The sequence below is a fragment of the Streptomyces poriticola genome (genome assembly GCF_036689765.1).
Taxonomy (GTDB): Bacteria; Actinomycetota; Actinomycetes; order Streptomycetales; family Streptomycetaceae; genus Streptomyces; species Streptomyces poriticola.
In genome coordinates this window covers 124039-140604 of record NZ_JBAGKH010000013.1, presented here as the reverse complement: position 1 = coordinate 140604, position 16566 = coordinate 124039, and the positions used below count along the sequence as shown (strand labels likewise).

Below are 16566 nucleotides of genomic sequence, written 5' to 3'. Positions count from 1 at the left end.
CCCCCCCCCCCCGCCCCCCCGCCCCCCCCCCCCCCCCCCCCCCCCCCCCGGCGTCCGCGGAGGGCTGCCCCGATACCCTCTGCCCGTGAGCCACAACGCCACCTTCACCCCGCCTCCGGACGCGCGCGTCTACCCGCTGCGCACCGCGCGCGGCGAGTTCGCCGTCGTCGACTCGCCCGTGGCCGACGGTGCAGAGCCGAAGGGCGTGGTGCTGATGCTGCCCGGGTTCACCGGCAGCAAGGAGGACTTCACGCTGCTGCACGAGCCGCTCGCGGCGCGCGGGTACCGCATCGTCGCGGTGGACGGCAGGGGCCAGTACGAGTCCGACGGGCCCCGGGACGACGAGTCCGCCTACGCCCAGCAGGAACTGGCCCGGGACGCGCTCGCCCAGGCCGCGGCCCTAGACGAGCCTCGCCTCCACCTTCTCGGGCACTCCCTCGGCGGCCAGATCGCCCGTGCCGCCGTGCTGCTGGACCACTCGCCGTTCCGGTCGCTCACCCTGATGTCCTCGGGACCGGCGCAGATCTCGGTCTCGCAGCAGCAGCGCGTGAAGCTGCTCCGGGACGCACTCGCCATCCGGTCGATGGCCGATGTGTGGGAGGCGATCCAGGCCATGGGACCGCCGGAGCAGGTCGGCGGCCCCGCCCTCGGCCCCGGCGACCCGGCGCGGCTGCGCCTCCGGTGGCTCGGCACCAAGCCCGCACAACTCCTCGCCACCGGACAGCAGTTGTGCACGGAACCCGACCGTGTCGCCGAACTCGCCGCCGTACCGCTGCCGTTCCACGTGGTGTCGGGCGAACGGGACGACACCTGGCCGGTTCCGCTCCTCGACGACATGGCCGTACGGCTGGACGCGCGCCGCACCACCGTCCCCGGTGCCGAGCACTCCCCCAACACCGACGAGCCGCTGGCCACGGCCCGGGCGCTGGCCGGCTTCTGGGACACCGTGCCGGCCTGAACCCGCTCTGCCGGTACCGCGTCCGGCACGGCAGCCGGTACCGCGTCCAGTGCTGCGTCTGCACGTACTCGTAGTACTGCGTCTGCACGTACTCCTAGTACTGCGTCTGCACGTACTCCCAGAAGCCGTCCCGCAGGGCGCGGCGCAGGTCTGCCTGGCCGCGCAGGGAGTACTGGAGGAGCCCTTCCGCCTCCACCAGGAGATCCTGGTCGACCGAGCCGGGGAGGTAGGGGTGGCCGGGGAGCAGCTCCGCCAGGGACTCGCGGCCCCGGGCGGCCCGCCATTTCGCGGCGATCTGCGCACCGACGAAGCGGACGGCCTCGCGGGTCGGCCGGGGGGTGCCGGCCGTGTCATGGGCGGCGGCCGTGCGCCGGGAGACGTAGGGCTTGAAGAACTCCAGGTCGAAGGTGCGCTGGCTGTCGACCTCCCAGAGCAGCGGCTCCGCCTGGTTGCTGCCCTCGGGCGCCTCGACGCCCCACAGGTGGACGCGGGCGCCGTAGCCCTGGGCAGCCTCGACCGCAGAGACCAGGTCCTCGTCGCCACCGAGCAGGGCGGCATCGCTGATGGCGCGGTGCCGGGCCAGGGACTCCAGGTCGGAGCGGATCAGGGAGTCGACGCCCTTCTGCTGGTTGTTGGCGTTCAGGTTGCCGAGCCGGACCTTCACGTCCGGCAGTTCGGCGATGCACTGCTGCTCCGCGGTGTGGATGCGGCGCCGGGCGCCGTCGTACCAGTAGACCCGCAGCAGCCTGCTGTCCGCGAAGATCGTGCGGGCGCGGTCGATGAGCGCCTCGATCAGCCCCTCGGCGTCCAGGTCGAAGGCCCGCCGGTCCTCGGTGCCGGCGACGAGCCGTCCCGCGGCCGCGTACAGATACCCGGCGTCGACGAAGATCGCGTGGGTGGAGGGCGTCTTCGCCACTTCGGCGAGCATGCGCTGCAGCAGCTCGTTGGTGCGGTCGATGCGGGCGCCCAGGGACGCGAGGTCGTCGTTCATCGGATCCATTGTCCTGGCGTTCACACTGCGAACACAACCGGTCCCGGTCCGTCCACCGGCAGGCACGAAACGGGCGTCTTACGTCCCGGTAATTAGCTCTTCGAAAAATTTCCTTAGCGTAGGGAATGTTTGAGACCGGGGGGCCGTTGACCAGACGTAGCGGCCGGGACACGCGGGGCAGTGGCGCCCCGCGTGACGCGCACCGGCCACCAGTAGTTCTCCTCAGGAGGATGACCAGACGAAGGGAGAGGCCATGCGATTTGAAGTCATGCGACTCGACGACATCGACGGCACGCCCGTCGACACCACCGTTGTGGACGCCGCCTCCGTCAACCGCATCGTGCAGCAGGCCGCCGCCATCGGGCAGCGCCTGTGGATCCGCCCCGCCGACGCCTCGGCCTCGTAACGCCGAGCCGAGCACACACCCGCACACGCCCGCACACGCCCGGAGCCCCGGCCGCGCGACACGCGCGACGGGGCTCCGCCCGTGACCGGTCCCGGCCCGGCCTCGGCCCGGCCCGACGGCGCTCAGGCGCCCTGGATCACCTGTGTGACCCCGTTGATGATCTGCTGCACGGCGATCGCGGAGAGCATCATGCCCGCGAGCCGGGTCACCAGCACCACGCCCCCGTCCTTGATGACGCGGATGATCAGCAGCGAGTAGCGCATCACCAGCCACAGCACGACATGGATGGCGAGGATCGCCGCCCACACCGACACCTGCGTGGCCAAGCTGTCCGCCTTCTGCACGGCGAGGATCACCGACACGATCGCCCCGGGCCCGGCGAGCAGCGGCATGCCCAGCGGGACGAGCGCGACGTTGACGTCCTTGGTCTGCTTGGGCTCGTCCGTCTTGCCGGTGAGCAGGTCGAGCGCGATCAGCAGGAGCAGCAGCCCGCCCGCGATCATCAGGGCCGGCACCGACACATGCAGATAGTCGAGGATCTTGTGGCCGAGCAGACCGAAGACGGTGATCACGCCGCCGGCGACACAGACGGCCTGGAGAGCCATCCGCCGCTGCACCTTGGTGGCCCGGCCACTGGTCAGTGCGAGGAAGATCGGGGTGATCCCCGGGGGATCCATGATGACGAAGAGGGTCAGAAAGAGGGAGCCGAAGACGGCGACATCGAACATGGGTGAGCTACTGGCCTTGCGCGAGAACGTGCGGGAACGGGAGAGACTGCGGGGCACGGGAAGCCGTGCGTGCTTGGGAGGAGAGGACGGGGTGCGGGTGCGGGTGCGGGCGGGCCCGGAAGGCGGGCTTCAGGCTCCGCCGGCGCCCGGTACCGGGAACGCGCCGAAGGCCCGCCGAGTGATCTCCCCGTAGACCTCGGGATCCGTCGTGTACTCGCCGAGCGAGCAGGTCTTCCGGCTGCCGTGGTAGTCGCTGGACCCGGTGACCAGCAGCCCCAGGTCGCCGGCGAGTCCGCGCAGCCGGGCGCGGGTGTCGGCGTCGTGGTCCATGTGGTCGACCTCGATACCGTCGAGGCCGGCGGCGGCCATCTCGGCGATGGCGGTCTCCGGCACCGTACGGCCCCGCTTGGCGGCGGCCGGGTGCGCGAAGACGGCGACCCCGCCCGCGCCCTTGATCAGCCGGATCGCCTCGAACGGGTCGGTCTCGTGCTTCTCCACGAAGGCCCGGCCGCCGTCGGCGAGCCAGTCCTCGGTGAAGGCGTCACCCACGGTGGGGACGACACCGAGCTCGACCAGCGCGGAGGCGACGTGCGGCCGGCCGACGGAGCCCGGGCCGGCGATCCGCGCGACCTGCTCCCAGGTCACGGGTACACCCAGGGCGTTCAGCTTGGCGACCATGCCCTTGGCCCGCGGCACCCGGTCGTCCCGGACCAGCTCGCGCTCGGCGAGCAGGGCGGGCTCCTCGGGGTCGAACAGGTAGGCCAGCATGTGCATGCTGACGCCGTCGATCCGGCAGGACAGCTCGGCGCCCGTGACCAGGGTCAGCCCCTCGGGCAGCGCGGCGACGGCCTCGGCATGCCCGTGGGTGGTGTCATGGTCGGTCAGCGCGACGACGTCCAGACCGGCCGCGGCGGCGTTCCGCACCAGCTCGGCCGGGGTGTCCGTGCCGTCGGACGCGGTGGAGTGGGTGTGCAGATCGATGCGCACGACGCTGACTCCAAGCGGTGACGGTACGGACGGGGACGCTCCAGCATAACGGGAAACGGAACCCTCACCGTCACACCCGAAAGTACCGAGCGCCCCCTACACCGACCCCGCCCTGCAGCCGGCCGCCCTTGCGGCCGGCAGTCCATACGACCGGCAGTCCATGCGACAGCCGTCGATGCGACCGGCAGTCCATGCGACCGGCCGCCCTGCGACCCAGCGCCCCCTGCGGGAGACCGGTTCCGCTACGGCTTGAGCAACCGCGGCGACAGCGCCCCGCACGGCACCAGCTCCACCTCGGCCCCCGCGTCGCGCAGATCGGCCAGCACCAGCTCGTCGTACATCAGCAGCCCCGACTGCTCGGGCCACACCACCGCCCACAGCCACACCCCGAGCGCCTCCCCCGCGAAGACGGCGCGGTCGACCGGGGCGCCGGAGACATGCCAGAGCGGTGTCGGACGGCCGGCGGCCAGCACCTTGACCTGGGGGGGCTTCTCGACGTCGAGATAGGGGCCGGGGTCCGGGGCGTCGAGACCCGCATACCGCGCGCCGAGGCCGACTCCGAGCTCCTCGGACACCAGGATCAGCTCACCGATGCCGCCGAGCGGGCCGGGGCCGGAACAGGCCACCGCCGTGGCACGGCCGCCGGTACGGTCGTCGCCGGCGCAGGCGACCCCGGTGAACAGCCAGCCGACCGGCAGCGGCCAGGGCATCCACACCGGCACCTGGGTGCGGTGCACCACGACCTCGAGGGCCTCGACGCTGGGCGGGATCACGGGCTGCACCGGGTGCACCGTGCCGTGCACGTCACACTGCCAGGAATCGGCGAAGAGACCGGGAGCCCTGACCCGGCCACCACACTTCGGGCAACTGGGTTCGCCCCTCATAGGGCCCAACGGTCCTCCCCCTGCTGCGCCACGTCAAGGACGATCACCCATCCGGACGGAGCCACCGGGCCTCGGGAACCGGTCACGGCGTACAGCACTCCGCCCGCACTCCATCGGCGCCCGACCGGTACCCCGTCGGCGCCCCACCGACACCCGGTCTGCCCCCACCGACACCCCGTCTGCGCCCCACCGACACCCCGTCTGCCCCCACCGACACCCCGTCTGCGCCCCACCGACACCCCGTCTGCGCCCGATCGATGCCTCGCCCGCGCTCCACCCGCCGCTCCACCGGTGCTTCCGGCACCCCGTCGGCGCTCCGCGGTCGCACTTCGCCAACTGACCGAACCCGACCGGGCCTTGGTGAGATCCGTCACCCGCACCGGTCCGCCACCGGCCACCGGCCCCCCGCGGACCTCAGTCCAGCGGGACGGACCGGCGGGACGGGTCCCTCAGGTCCGTCCCGTGGTTCAGCCAGCGCTCCTGCAGGGCCTGCGCGCCGTGCACACGCTTCCACGCGGCCTCGTTCGGCGTCATCGGCAGCAGCGGCAGGAACCGCACCGGATCCATCGGGGCGTCCAGCTCCACATCCTCGACGAGGCCGCCCGGCTCGGCCACCAGCACCGAGGTGAAGGGGGCGTCCGGCCACAGCGGTTCGCCCACGTCCAGCGAGGCACCCGGCGCCACGACCACGCCCTCGACCTGCGGCGACGCGGCGAGCACGGCGAGCGGGCGAAGCACCTTGTCGGTGTCGGCGAGCCCGCCCCGGACCGACAGGACCAGCTCGGCGCGGGGGCCCTCGACCGGGTCGGCGAGCACCGCCGTGGGGTCCGTCATGGGTTGTGCGGACATGCCGAGCGTGGCGTAGCGGACGATGCCGCCCTCCGTGCCGTCGCCCGGGAAGCGCAGCACCTCGATGCGGTCGGTGCCGAGGAAGGTGACCGCCGCGCGCGCGTCCGGCTCGCCCAGCGCGGTACGCAACCGGGCCTCCACCAGAGGAAGAACATCAGCCATGCGGCGAGCATAGAACTCGTCAGGAGCAGGCAAAGCGGCGCCTTGACACGCCGGGCGGCTGATACTGTGGCCCGGCGGTTTCGGGGCAGCACGCAGAAGCGTGACCTCATGGTCCCGCCGCAGGGAAGACTCCCCTAAGGGGAACCCCGCCAAACACGGGGAATGGACCGTCCCTCACGGGACCGGCCGGAGGAGGTGGGGCTGGCATGGACCGAAGTCGACCGTGCAGTACCACCCGCTCTTCCGGCCGCTGACGCAAGCCGCAGCCGTTCCGGTCCCGCCGCCGGTTGCCGCCTTCCGTCGCCCGCGCGCCGTCTCACACGGAAGAGCACTTCGTCGTTCGTTCGACCTGCCGACTCACCCGTCCCCGCACCGCCGCGGGCCCGGGCCGTGCCGGCAGCTGACCAGCAGCAGCGACACCCGCCACCGCGACGGTGCGGTGCTCCCCGCTTTGTGGACGCGCCCTTCACCACGGACAGGACGTCCTCATTCCGGGTAGTTCCACCCGTCGCCGCCGCGCCCTGCGCTGCCCGATGCGAAGGAGCCCGCCATGTCGATGATCCGTGACCTGCGCGCCGCGGTCCGCCCCTCCCGAGTCTCGCTGCGCAAGGACAGCGGCGCCTACGAGACCACCCGTGACGCGGGGACGGTCTCCGCCGTCGTCGACTGCGCCGTCTACCGGGACGGCCGGCGCCTGCCGACCGGGACCCCGCTGAGCCCGCACGAGGCGATGCGCCAGGTGCGCCGCGACGGCGGGTTCGTGTGGATCGGCCTGCACGAGCCCACCGAGGACGAGTTCGCCGGTATCGCCCGGGAGTTCGGACTGCACCCGCTGGCCGTGGAGGACGCGGTCCAGGCCCACCAGCGGCCCAAGCTGGAGCGCTACGACGACTCCCTCTTCACCGTCTTCAAGACCATCCACTACCTCGACCACGACCGGCTCACCGCCAACAGCGAGGTCGTCGAGACCGGCGAGGTGATGTGCTTCACCGGGCGGGACTTCTTCATCACCGTCCGGCACGGCGGGCAGGGGTCGCTGCGCGCGCTGCGCCACCGCCTCCAGGACGACCCCGAACTGCTCTCCCGGGGCCCGTCGGCAGTGCTGCACGCCATCGCCGACCACGTCGTCGACGGCTACATCGCGGTCGCCGACGCGGTGCAGGACGACATCGACGAGGTCGAGACGGAGGTGTTCTCGCCGGGCCGCAAGGGCACACCGCGCGGCACCGACGCCGGGCGGATCTACCAACTCAAGCGCGAGGTGCTGGAGTTCAAAAGGGCCGTGTCCCCGCTGATGCGGCCCATGCAGCTGCTCAGCGAGCGGCCCATGCGGCTGGTCGACCCGGACATCCAGAAGTACTTCCGCGATGTCGCCGACCACCTCGCCCGGGTGCAGGAGCAGGTCGTCGGCTTCGACGAGCTGCTGAACTCCATCCTCCAGGCCAACCTCGCCCAGGCCTCCGTCGCGCAGAACGAGGACATGCGCAAGATCACCTCCTGGGCGGCGATCATCGCCGTACCGACGATGGTGTGCGGGGTGTACGGGATGAACTTCGACCACATGCCCGAGCTGAAGTGGCGCTACGGCTATCCGCTGGTCCTCGGCGTCACCGTGGCCATCTGCTTCGGCATCCACCGCACGCTCAAGCGCAACGGCTGGCTGTGACCGTCCGGCCGGCGCCCCCGCCGGGCTGGATAGGCTGAGCGGCATGACACGCGAGCTGCTCGACCGGGCCCTCGTCGAGGAGGCCACGAAGAAGTCCGGGCTGGTCTGGGTCCAGGGGCCGCAGAGCCCCGCACGCGCCCTGTGGCACGTCTGGCACGAGGGAGCGGTCTGCCTGGTCGGCGACGGCCCCGGCGAGCAGCCGCTGCCGGGGCTCGCCGACGGGGCCACGGCCGAGGTGACGGTGCGCAGCAAGGACAAGGGCGGCCGGCTGGTCGCCTGGACCGCGCGGGTCGTCGAGCTGGCCCCGGGCTCCGAGTCGTGGCAGGCCGCGGTCGCCGAGCTCAAGGGCAAGCGGCTGAACGCCCCCGACGGCGAGGCCATGCCGGAGCGCTGGGCCCGCGAGTGCCGGGTACTGCGGCTGGAGCCGACCGGAGACATGGCACCGCTGCCCGACGGTCCGCTGGCCGAGCCGCCACTGCCGACGCCGGCCACGACCCGGGGACCGATTCCGGCCGGGCTGCCCCGGCTGCTCGCCAAGCGGCGGCGGGGTCGCCGGTAGCGGCGGTCGGGGTCAGGACGCCGGCAGCTGCTTGCCGTAGTCGAGGGTCTCGTCCTTCGCCGGCTCCTGCAGCGGGAAGTCCTTGCCCCAGTCGGAGAAGCTGATCGTCCCCGCGCTGCCCGCCCGGACCAGGCGCAGCGGATACGGCGTGCCCTCCAGGGACACGTCCAGGGAACCGCCGGCGCCCTGCTGGCCGGTGATCCGGATGGTGCGGACCCCGGTGAGCTCGTGGCGGCCGTCGGTCTCCACGGCGCCGTGCAGCGTCAGCAGACCGTCGAGAAGCACGTCCTTGTCCGCGAAACCGATGAACTTCTGGTACGACGGATCCCCCTGCGGCACCGTCACGAACTTGCCGCCGAGCTTCTCGGCCGCCGCGGCGTCGGCGTCCCCGCCGTCGCTGCTCCAGAACTCCGCGTCCGCCTTGAGGAACAGCTTCTCGCCGACCCTCAGCAGCCGGAAGGTCCTGCCCTCGGCGGTGACCGATCCGCTGCCCCCGTCGGACTTCAGCCGCATGTCCAGCTTGTACGTGCGCCCGCTGGTGACCACGGAGCCGGACAGCCGTACCGCGGTGGCGGACTCCGCGGCGGTGCGCGTCCTGGCCTGGATCTTGTCGGGCGTGAGCTTGCCGACCCCGTTGGTGCCGGCGTCCGGATCCTCGGCACATCCCGTCAGCCCCGTCCCCGCCACGGCCAGGGCGCACACCGCGCCTGCCAGAGCGACCCTGCGGTTTCCACGCCGGGAAGTCACAGTCACAGGTGGGGCTGCCTTTCTGACGGGGCTGACGCGGGCGGTGCGCACCGGTCGGGGGTACGCACGCGGAGCCACAGCGGCGTACCGCAGCGTACCGGGGAGGCGTACGGCGAACGGAGGCAGTCCGTCCGGACCGGCCGCCAGAGCGGTGCCGTTCCGGACGGGCTAGCCTGAAGGCCGTCCGAGCGGGCAAATCCGGAAAGGGAGACCAGTACCTCCAGAACCCCTGACTCCCCTGGCACTCCTCACACATCTCGCATCTCTCGCATCTCTGACACACCTGATACCTCTGACACCTTTGCCATCCCTGGCACCCTCGGTATCCCGGCACCTCGGGTATCTCGGACACCTCGGATGAGAGCCCTGACGCCCCAGACGAAAAGGAGCCGCCGGCATGGCAGCGGGCGCCCCCCGGATCTTCGTCTCGCACCTCGCGGGTGTCGCCGTCTTCGACCCGAACGGCGACCAGGTGGGCCGCGTGCGCGACCTGGTCGTCATGCTCCGGGTCGGGCAGAAGCCGCCCCGGTTGCTCGGACTGGTCGTCGAACTCGCCACCCGGCGCCGCATCTTCCTGCCGATGACCCGCGTCACCGGCATCCAGTCCGGCCAGGTGCTGGCCACCGGGGTCCTCAACGTCCGGCGCTTCGAGCAGCGGCCCACCGAGCGCCTGGTCTTCGGCGAACTGCTGGACCGGCGGGTCACGCTCACCGAGACCGGCGAGGAGGCCACCGTCCTCGACCTGTCGGTGCAGCAGCTGCCCGCCCGCCGGGACTGGGTGATCGACCGGGTGTTCGTCCGCAAGGGGAAGAAGGGCGGCGCCTTCCGGCGCGGCGGAGAAGGGGGGCGGGTGGCGCTGCCCTGGAAGGGCGGTGGTGGGAGACGGGCGGGCGAGGCGCTGACCGTGGACTGGTCGGCGATCACCGGGCTGTCGCTGGAGGAGCACGGCCAGGGCGCCGAGAACCTGCTCGCCACCTTCGAGCAGCTGCGCCCCGCCGACCTGGCCAACGTCCTGCACCATCTGTCCGCCAAGCGGCGTGCCGAGGTCGCCGCCGCCCTCGACGACGACCGGCTGGCCGACGTGCTGGAGGAGCTGCCGGAGGACGACCAGATCGAGATCCTCGGCAAGCTGGCCGAGGAGCGGGCCGCCGACGTCCTGGAGGCGATGGACCCGGACGACGCGGCCGACCTGCTGGGCGAGCTGCCGGAGACGGACAAGGAGCGGCTGCTGAGCCTGATGAAGCCCGGCGACGCGGCCGACATGCGGCGGCTGATGGCGTACGAGGAGCACACCGCCGGCGGCCTGATGACCACCGAGCCGATCGTGCTGCGGCCCGACGCCACCGTCGCGGACGCCCTCGCCCGGGTCCGCAATCCCGACCTGTCGCCCGCGCTCGCCGCCCAGGTCTACGTCTGCCGCCCGCCCGACGAGACACCCACCGGCAAGTACCTCGGCACGGTCCACTTCCAGCGGCTGCTGCGCGACCCGCCGTACACGCTGGTCGGCTCGATCCTCGACGACGACCTGCAGGCCCTGGAACCGGCGGCGGAGCTGCCCGTGGTCGCCGGGTTCTTCGCCACGTACGACATGGTGGCGGCGCCGGTCGTCGACGAGTCGGGGTCGCTGCTGGGGGCGGTGACCGTGGACGACGTGCTGGACCACATGCTGCCGCAGGACTGGCGGGAGACGGAGTTCCACCTGGAGGAGGGGGCGGGTGCCGATGACGCCTGAGCGCGAGAGCGCGCGGGAGCGCACACCGACCGGGGCCACCGCCACCACCCGTCACCGGCCCCGGCTGGACCAGCCGCGCCCGCCGCGCCGCCGGTTCCTGCCGGAGTGGGACCCCGACGCGTTCGGGCGGCTCTCGGAGCGGATCGCGCGCTTCATCGGCACCGGGCGGTTCCTCGTCTGGATGACCATCGTGATCATCGTGTGGGTGCTGTGGAACGTGAGCGTCCCCGACCGGCTGCGGTTCGACGAGTACCCGTTCATCTTCCTGACCCTGGCGCTGTCGCTGCAGGCCTCCTACGCCGCCCCGCTGATCCTGCTCGCGCAGAACCGCCAGGACGACCGGGACCGGGTCAACCTCGAGCAGGACCGCAAGCAGAACGAGCGGTCGATCGCCGACACCGAGTACCTGACCCGCGAGATCGCCGCCCTGCGCATGGGGCTGGGCGAGGTCGCGACCCGGGACTGGATCCGCTCCGAGCTCCAGGACATGGTCAAGGACCTGGAGGAGCTGCAGAACGGCCACCGCCCCGAGGCTGGGGTATTCCCGGCAGTTCCGGCGGATCGGTCGCGGGGACGTGACGTAGACGACCGCTGACGGCCTTTCCGGCGCTCGGGCGGGGAGCCGTACCATCGTGACTATGGCTACGGAAGACGCGGTGCGCGAGGCACTGTCGACGGTGAACGACCCCGAGATCAACCGTCCCATCACCGAGCTCGGGATGGTCAAGTCGGTCGGGATCGGCGCGGACGGAGCGGTCGCGGTCGCCGTGTACCTGACGGTCTCCGGCTGTCCCATGCGGGACACCATCACGCAGCGGGTCACCGAGGCCGTCTCGCGGGTCGACGGCGTCACCCGCGTCGACGTCGAGCTCGATGTGATGAGCGACGAGCAGCGCCGTGAGCTGGCCTCGGCCCTGCGCGGCGGGCAGGCCGAGCGCGAGGTCCCGTTCGCCAAGCCGGGCAGTCTGACCCGGGTGTACGCGGTCGCCTCCGGCAAGGGCGGCGTCGGCAAGTCCTCCGTCACCGTGAACCTGGCGGCGGCGATGGCGGCCGACGGCCTGAAGGTGGGCGTCGTCGACGCCGACATCTACGGTCACAGCGTGCCGCGCATGCTGGGCGCGGACGGTCGTCCCACCCAGGTCGAGAACATGATCATGCCGCCGTCGGCGAACGGCGTGAAGGTGATCTCCATCGGCATGTTCACCCCGGGCAACGCACCGGTGGTCTGGCGCGGCCCGATGCTGCACCGCGCGCTGCAGCAGTTCCTCGCCGACGTCTACTGGGGCGACCTGGACGTCCTCCTGCTCGACCTGCCGCCCGGCACCGGCGACATCGCGATCTCCGTCGCGCAGCTGGTGCCGAACGCCGAGATCCTGGTCGTCACCACGCCCCAGCAGGCCGCGGCCGAGGTGGCCGAGCGGGCGGGCGCGATCGCCGTGCAGACCCACCAGAAGATCGTCGGCGTGGTCGAGAACATGTCGGGCCTGCCCTGCCCGCACTGCGACGAGATGGTCGACGTCTTCGGCACCGGTGGCGGTCAGGTGGTCGCCGACGGTCTGACCCGCACGACCGGCGCCTCCGTCCCCGTGCTCGGCGCCATCCCCATCGATGTGCGGCTGCGCGAGGGCGGCGACGAGGGCAGGCCGGTGGTCCTGACCGACCCCGACTCCCCGGCCGGTTCCGCACTGCGGTCGATCGCGGGGAAGCTGGGCGGCCGGCAGCGGGGCCTCTCGGGGATGTCCCTGGGGATCACGCCGAAGAACAAGTTCTAGGACGAGGGGGTCCCGGGGCCGAAGGAAGGGGCGCCGCCCGGCCGGCGGCGCCCACCCCACCGGTCATGCGTAGGCGGCCACGTCCTTGACCACGGCGAAGCCCAGCCCGTACGCGCTCATCCCGCGCCCGTACGCCCCGAGGTGCACCCCCTGCTCGGTGGTGCCCGCCAGCACCCACCCGAACTCGGACTCCCGGTAGTGGAACGGCGTCGGCACCCCGTCCACCGGCAGGGACAGCGTCGACCAGTCCGCGCCGTCGAGGTCGTCCGCGAGCACCCACGCGGTCTCCGTCTGCTGCTCCAGCCAGTCGTCCCGCAGCCCGTGGTCCATCTGCCCCGGCCAGGTGAAGGACAGCAGGCCCACACCGGCCAGCCAGGCCGCCGAGGAGACCGACGTCGCCTCCAGCAGACCCGTGCCGTCCGCACTGCGCCGGTCGGGGTTGGCCGCGACGGTCACCACGACCGCGAACTTCTCCCTGGGGCCCTCCTCGTCGCCCGACGTGTGCTCGTTGCGCACCGACGGCTCGTCGCCGTGCCCGATCGAGCCGTGTTCCACGGTCCCGTCGGCCGCCGTCCCGACCTGCATCAGCCAACGCGGCCCGGTGAAGGCCTCGTCGAGGCCGTACCAGGGAAAGGGCGCACTCAGGTAGCCGTCGACCGTACGCCGGGCGGAGGGGAGCTGCTGTCCGTCCTCCGCGGCCGTCGCCTGCGCGACAGCCCGACTCGTCGTCTCCATGTGCCCGGACGCCTCCTCGCTCTCGTCGGGCCGTGACGGCCCGCCCCCCTTCGGGCGACGCTGCTGGTTCACGTACGGCCCGCACAACAACTCGGCAGCATATCCACACCACTGAGGGCCGCAGCGAAACCGCCCGGCGCGTGGGTCGCGCGGGCGGCGTGTTCAGGCCGTGCGCGCCCGGCCCGCCCTATGAAACGCGTCACGTCCGACGCTCCTACCGTCGCAACGCGCCGCAGGCCGCCGGTCGTACGGCGCCGGGCCTTCGTCGTACGGAGTCGCGGAACCGTGGATCGCGGAGCCGTGGAGCCGTGGAGCCGTGGAGTCGCGGAGCCGCCGCCGTGGGGGCTCAGGTGGCGTCGGCGTCGAAGGGCGGGCGGTCGTCGCGGGCGGGGGTCTGCGCGCCCTTGACCATGTCGACCTTCTTGGACATGTCGACCGAGCCGGAGGGGGAACCGGAGGACCCGGTGGAGGACGAGGGGGCGGACGGCTCAGAGGGCGGCGACGCCGTCTCGGACTCGCGGCCGTGGACCGCGTCGGCGACCTCGGCCATCTCCTTCTTCAGGTCGAAGCCGTTGCGGATCTCCTTGAGCCCCAGGTCGTCGTTGTCCAGCTGCTTGCGGATGAACGTCTTGGGGTTGAGGTCCTCGAACTCGAAGTCCTTGAACTCCGGGCCCAGCTCCTCCCGGATGTCCCGCTTGGCGCTCTCGGAGAACTCCCGGACCTTCCGGATCATGCCGGTGATGTCCTGGATGACCTTGGGGAGCTTGTCCGGACCGAAGACGAGCACGGCGAGCACGATGAGCGTCACCAGCTCGAGCGCGCCTATGTCATTGAACACCTGAAGCTCCTTGGGATGTCCGGGCCGGATCCACGGTACCCGGCCGTCCGTCCCGATCGGTACAGTCCCGTGGTCCCCGACTGCGTGTATGCGGTCGCTTTCCGGAAAGTTTGCCGTTCCGCCTCCGCGCGGCGCCGGGACGCCGTGCCGAGTCGGCCGTCCTGTCGAGTCGGCCGTCCTGTCGAGTCGGCCGTCCTGCCGGTTCGGTCGTCCTGCCGAGTCGGCCGCCGTACGCGGATCAGCCTCCGTGCGAGGAGCCGAGCACCAGCGAGACCGTCCGTTCCCTGCCGTCGCGTTCCAGGGTCAGCTCCAGGCGGTCGCCGGGGCGGTGGGCGCGGGTCTTCACGATCAGCTCCTCGCCCGAGTGGACCCGGCGGCCGTCGACGGCGGTGATGACGTCGCCCGGCTCGATACCGGCCCGGTCGCCGGGACCGCCCGCGACGACCGGCGGCCCGCCGTCGCTGCCCTCGGTGCCGACGCGTGCGCCGTCGCCGGAGTAGCCCATGTCGAGAGTGATGCCGATCACCGGGTGGGTCGCGCGACCGGTGTTGATCAGCTCCTCGGCGACGCGCTTGCCCTGGTTGATGGGGATGGCGAAGCCGAGTCCTATGGAGCCCGCCTGGCCGCCGTCCGGGTCGCCGCCGCTGCCGGCGGAGCGGATGGCGGAGTTGATGCCGACGGCACGGCCCTTGGCGTCCAGCAGAGGGCCGCCGGAGTTGCCGGGGTTGATGGGAGCGTCGGTCTGCAACGCGTCGACGTACGACACGTCGCTGCCGTCACCCTCCCCGCCGCCGGCCGTGATGGGCCGCTCCTTGGCGCTGATGATGCCGGAGGTGACCGTGCCCGCCAGGTCGAAGGGGGCGCCGATGGCCACGACCGGATCACCGACCTGGACGTTGTCCGAGTTGCCGAGCGGCATCGGGGTCAGTCCGCGCACACCGCCCACCTTCACCACGGCGAGGTCGTACCCGCTGTCCCGGCCGACGACGGTGGCCTCGGCGGTGTCGCCGCTGTGGAAGGTCACGGAGATCTCGCCGCCCTCGCCGGCGGGTCCGACCACGTGGTCGTTGGTGAGGATGTGACCGCGGTCGTCGAGGACGAAGCCGGTGCCGGTGCCTCCCGATCCGCCGCCGCTGACATGCAGGGTGACCACGCTGGGCAGGGCCTTGGCGGCGATCCCGGCCACGCTGTCCGGCGCCCGTTCGGCGGGCTCCTTCCCTGCCTGCGGCAGCTCCACGGACCCGATGCCGCCGGTGCGCTCCAGATACGCCCCCACGGCACCGCCGGCGACACCCGAGACGACGGCGAGCAGCACGGAACCGACGACGAGCGTCCTGCGCCTCCGCCCGCGTCGCTGGTTCTCCGTCGGGACGGCGGCTCCGTTCTGCTGCAGCGGCCCGGCGGCGGTCTGCGCCCAGGGGTCGTAACGCCCCCAGGGGTCACCCGCGCCGGCCGCACCGGGCGTGAACGGGACACCGGGTACGGACGGGACACCGGGACCGCCCGGCGCCGACCCGGCCGACGGCACACCCGGCCCACCGGCGACGCCCGGTCCGAAGGAGACCGGCGGCCCCACGGGGGCCTCGGAGCCGTGCGCCGACGCCTGACGGGGAACCGCGCCCGCAGGGCTCTGTCCCGGGGCGGGTGCCGGGGCTCCCGCGACCCCGTGCACGGGGGCCCGGCCCGCTGCCGGCCCACCGTGCGTCGGAGCCACGACCGGAACCGGTGCGTCGGACGACGGCTCGGCGACCGGAGCCGGTGAAGCGGGTGCGGGGGCCGCTCCGGTGATCGTCGCGCCGTGGACCGGTGCTGTGCCCGGCGCAGCGGTGCCGTGCGCCGGAGTGGTAGCGGGGTGCTGGACCGGAGGGGCCGGAGCCCAGGGGCCCGGTTCCCCGTACGGCGGGGTGCCGTAGGGGTCGGGTTCGTGGAGCGGCCGGGGGCGTGCGTCCGCAGCCGCTGCCGGGCGGCCGCCCGGTTCGTCGGCGCCGGCCCCGTCCCGCACGCCCACGGTGGTCGACGCCGAGCCGCCCGGCCCGCTGCCGTCGGCGCCGCCGCTGGCATCCGCCGCGGCCACCGCGGCCTCCGGCCCGGAGCCACCGCCTCCGTCCCACGCACCCTCGGCAGGCGCCGAACCCTCCGGCCCGGAGGCGCCGCCCCGTGCGTCGCCGGCCGGAGCCGAGCCGCCCGGCCGCCCGTCGCCGCTGTCCCCGCCCCGCTCGTCCGCCGGTGCCGCGGGGCCCCCGACCGGCCCGAAGCCGCCGCCCGCGCCCGGTGCATCCGCAGCCGGGGCCGGGCGATCCAGCTCGTAGTCGACGGCCGGGGTCCGGGGGCGGGCCAGTTCGAAGTCGCCGTCGCCGCCGACGGCGGGGTCAGGTGTCTCCGGCTGCTGCCGGGGTCCCTCGGGGTCCTGCGGGCGCGGACGGCTCCACCACTTCGCCTTCTGGGGCTTCCCCTCGTGCATGCTCTCCCCACAGCTGGCCGCGGCACGGCTCGTCGGCGGTAACCGCAGATCGTCGACTGCGCGCCCGGCTGCTGCTGCCCGCCGGGCGCCC

The 16566-nt window shown here is 72.7% G+C and carries 16 protein-coding genes; 7 read left to right on the top strand and 9 right to left on the bottom strand.

What is annotated here, in order from left to right; translation table 11 throughout:
• Positions 1-85: 85 nt before the first annotated feature.
• Positions 86-958 carry an alpha/beta fold hydrolase gene (locus V5O46_RS18830; protein ID WP_332885778.1) on the top strand — a complete coding sequence of 291 codons (873 nt, stop codon included), beginning with the start codon at positions 86-88 and terminating at the stop codon, positions 956-958.
• Between the two features lie 94 nt (positions 959-1052).
• On the opposite strand, the gene V5O46_RS18825 is transcribed toward V5O46_RS18830, so the two are convergent.
• Positions 1053-1949, bottom strand: a complete 897-nt coding sequence (locus tag V5O46_RS18825; protein WP_332885777.1) for an NYN domain-containing protein — start codon at positions 1947-1949, stop codon at positions 1053-1055.
• A gap of 253 nt (positions 1950-2202) precedes the next feature.
• Between V5O46_RS18825 and V5O46_RS18820 the strand changes: the two genes are divergently transcribed.
• Positions 2203-2355, top strand: a complete 153-nt coding sequence (locus V5O46_RS18820; protein WP_332885776.1) for a hypothetical protein — start codon at positions 2203-2205, stop codon at positions 2353-2355.
• Positions 2356-2477: 122 nt separating this feature from the next.
• Here the strand turns inward: V5O46_RS18820 and V5O46_RS18815 are convergent, their stop codons facing one another.
• From V5O46_RS18815 to V5O46_RS18800, 4 genes are all read right to left on the bottom strand, one after another.
• Complete coding sequence (locus V5O46_RS18815) at positions 2478-3083, bottom strand: MarC family protein (protein WP_332885775.1); 606 nt, start codon at positions 3081-3083, stop codon at positions 2478-2480.
• A 129-nt stretch (positions 3084-3212) separates the two neighbouring features.
• Entirely contained in the window at positions 3213-4070 is an 858-nt protein-coding gene (locus V5O46_RS18810; protein ID WP_332885774.1) for a PHP domain-containing protein, read from the bottom strand.
• Positions 4071-4312: 242 nt separating this feature from the next.
• Entirely contained in the window at positions 4313-4954 is a 642-nt protein-coding gene (locus V5O46_RS18805; protein WP_332885773.1) for a DUF6758 family protein, read from the bottom strand.
• 414 nt (positions 4955-5368) lie between these two features.
• The gene (locus V5O46_RS18800) at positions 5369-5965 is read right to left on the bottom strand and encodes a suppressor of fused domain protein (protein ID WP_332885772.1); all 597 of its coding nucleotides are present in this window, start codon (positions 5963-5965) and stop codon (positions 5369-5371) included.
• A gap of 550 nt (positions 5966-6515) precedes the next feature.
• On the opposite strand from V5O46_RS18800, the gene V5O46_RS18795 reads away from it, so the two are divergent.
• Both V5O46_RS18795 and V5O46_RS18790 read left to right on the top strand, forming a co-directional pair.
• Positions 6516-7631: a magnesium and cobalt transport protein CorA gene (locus V5O46_RS18795; protein ID WP_332885771.1), complete on the top strand. Its 1116-nt coding sequence runs from the start codon at positions 6516-6518 to the stop codon at positions 7629-7631.
• 43 nt (positions 7632-7674) lie between these two features.
• Positions 7675-8190 (top strand): hypothetical protein, encoded by a 516-nt coding sequence (locus V5O46_RS18790; RefSeq protein ID WP_332885770.1) that lies wholly within the window; start codon positions 7675-7677, stop codon positions 8188-8190.
• 12 nt (positions 8191-8202) lie between these two features.
• On the opposite strand, the gene V5O46_RS18785 is transcribed toward V5O46_RS18790, so the two are convergent.
• Positions 8203-8943 (bottom strand): hypothetical protein, encoded by a 741-nt coding sequence (locus V5O46_RS18785; RefSeq protein ID WP_332885769.1) that lies wholly within the window; start codon positions 8941-8943, stop codon positions 8203-8205.
• Positions 8944-9334: 391 nt separating this feature from the next.
• Here V5O46_RS18785 and V5O46_RS18780 point away from each other — a divergent pair, with 391 nt between their 5' ends.
• Genes V5O46_RS18780 through V5O46_RS18770 form a run of 3 tightly spaced genes read left to right on the top strand, consistent with a single transcriptional unit; the run spans position 9335 to position 12441 of the window.
• Positions 9335-10669: a magnesium transporter MgtE N-terminal domain-containing protein gene (locus V5O46_RS18780; RefSeq protein ID WP_332885768.1), complete on the top strand. Its 1335-nt coding sequence runs from the start codon at positions 9335-9337 to the stop codon at positions 10667-10669.
• Entirely contained in the window at positions 10659-11264 is a 606-nt protein-coding gene (locus tag V5O46_RS18775) for a DUF1003 domain-containing protein (RefSeq protein WP_332885786.1), read from the top strand. Before V5O46_RS18780 ends, V5O46_RS18775 begins: the two co-directional genes overlap by 11 nt.
• A gap of 43 nt (positions 11265-11307) precedes the next feature.
• Positions 11308-12441 (top strand): Mrp/NBP35 family ATP-binding protein, encoded by a 1134-nt coding sequence (locus V5O46_RS18770; RefSeq protein ID WP_332885767.1) that lies wholly within the window; start codon positions 11308-11310, stop codon positions 12439-12441.
• 63 nt (positions 12442-12504) lie between these two features.
• On the opposite strand, the gene V5O46_RS18765 is transcribed toward V5O46_RS18770, so the two are convergent.
• From V5O46_RS18765 to V5O46_RS18755, 3 genes are all read right to left on the bottom strand, one after another.
• Positions 12505-13176 carry a hypothetical protein gene (locus V5O46_RS18765; protein ID WP_332885766.1) on the bottom strand — a complete coding sequence of 224 codons (672 nt, stop codon included), beginning with the start codon at positions 13174-13176 and terminating at the stop codon, positions 12505-12507.
• 346 nt (positions 13177-13522) lie between these two features.
• Positions 13523-14014 carry a sec-independent translocase gene (locus V5O46_RS18760; protein ID WP_332885765.1) on the bottom strand — a complete coding sequence of 164 codons (492 nt, stop codon included), beginning with the start codon at positions 14012-14014 and terminating at the stop codon, positions 13523-13525.
• Between the two features lie 238 nt (positions 14015-14252).
• Entirely contained in the window at positions 14253-16475 is a 2223-nt protein-coding gene (locus tag V5O46_RS18755; protein ID WP_332885764.1) for a trypsin-like peptidase domain-containing protein, read from the bottom strand.
• Positions 16476-16566 lie beyond the last annotated feature (91 nt).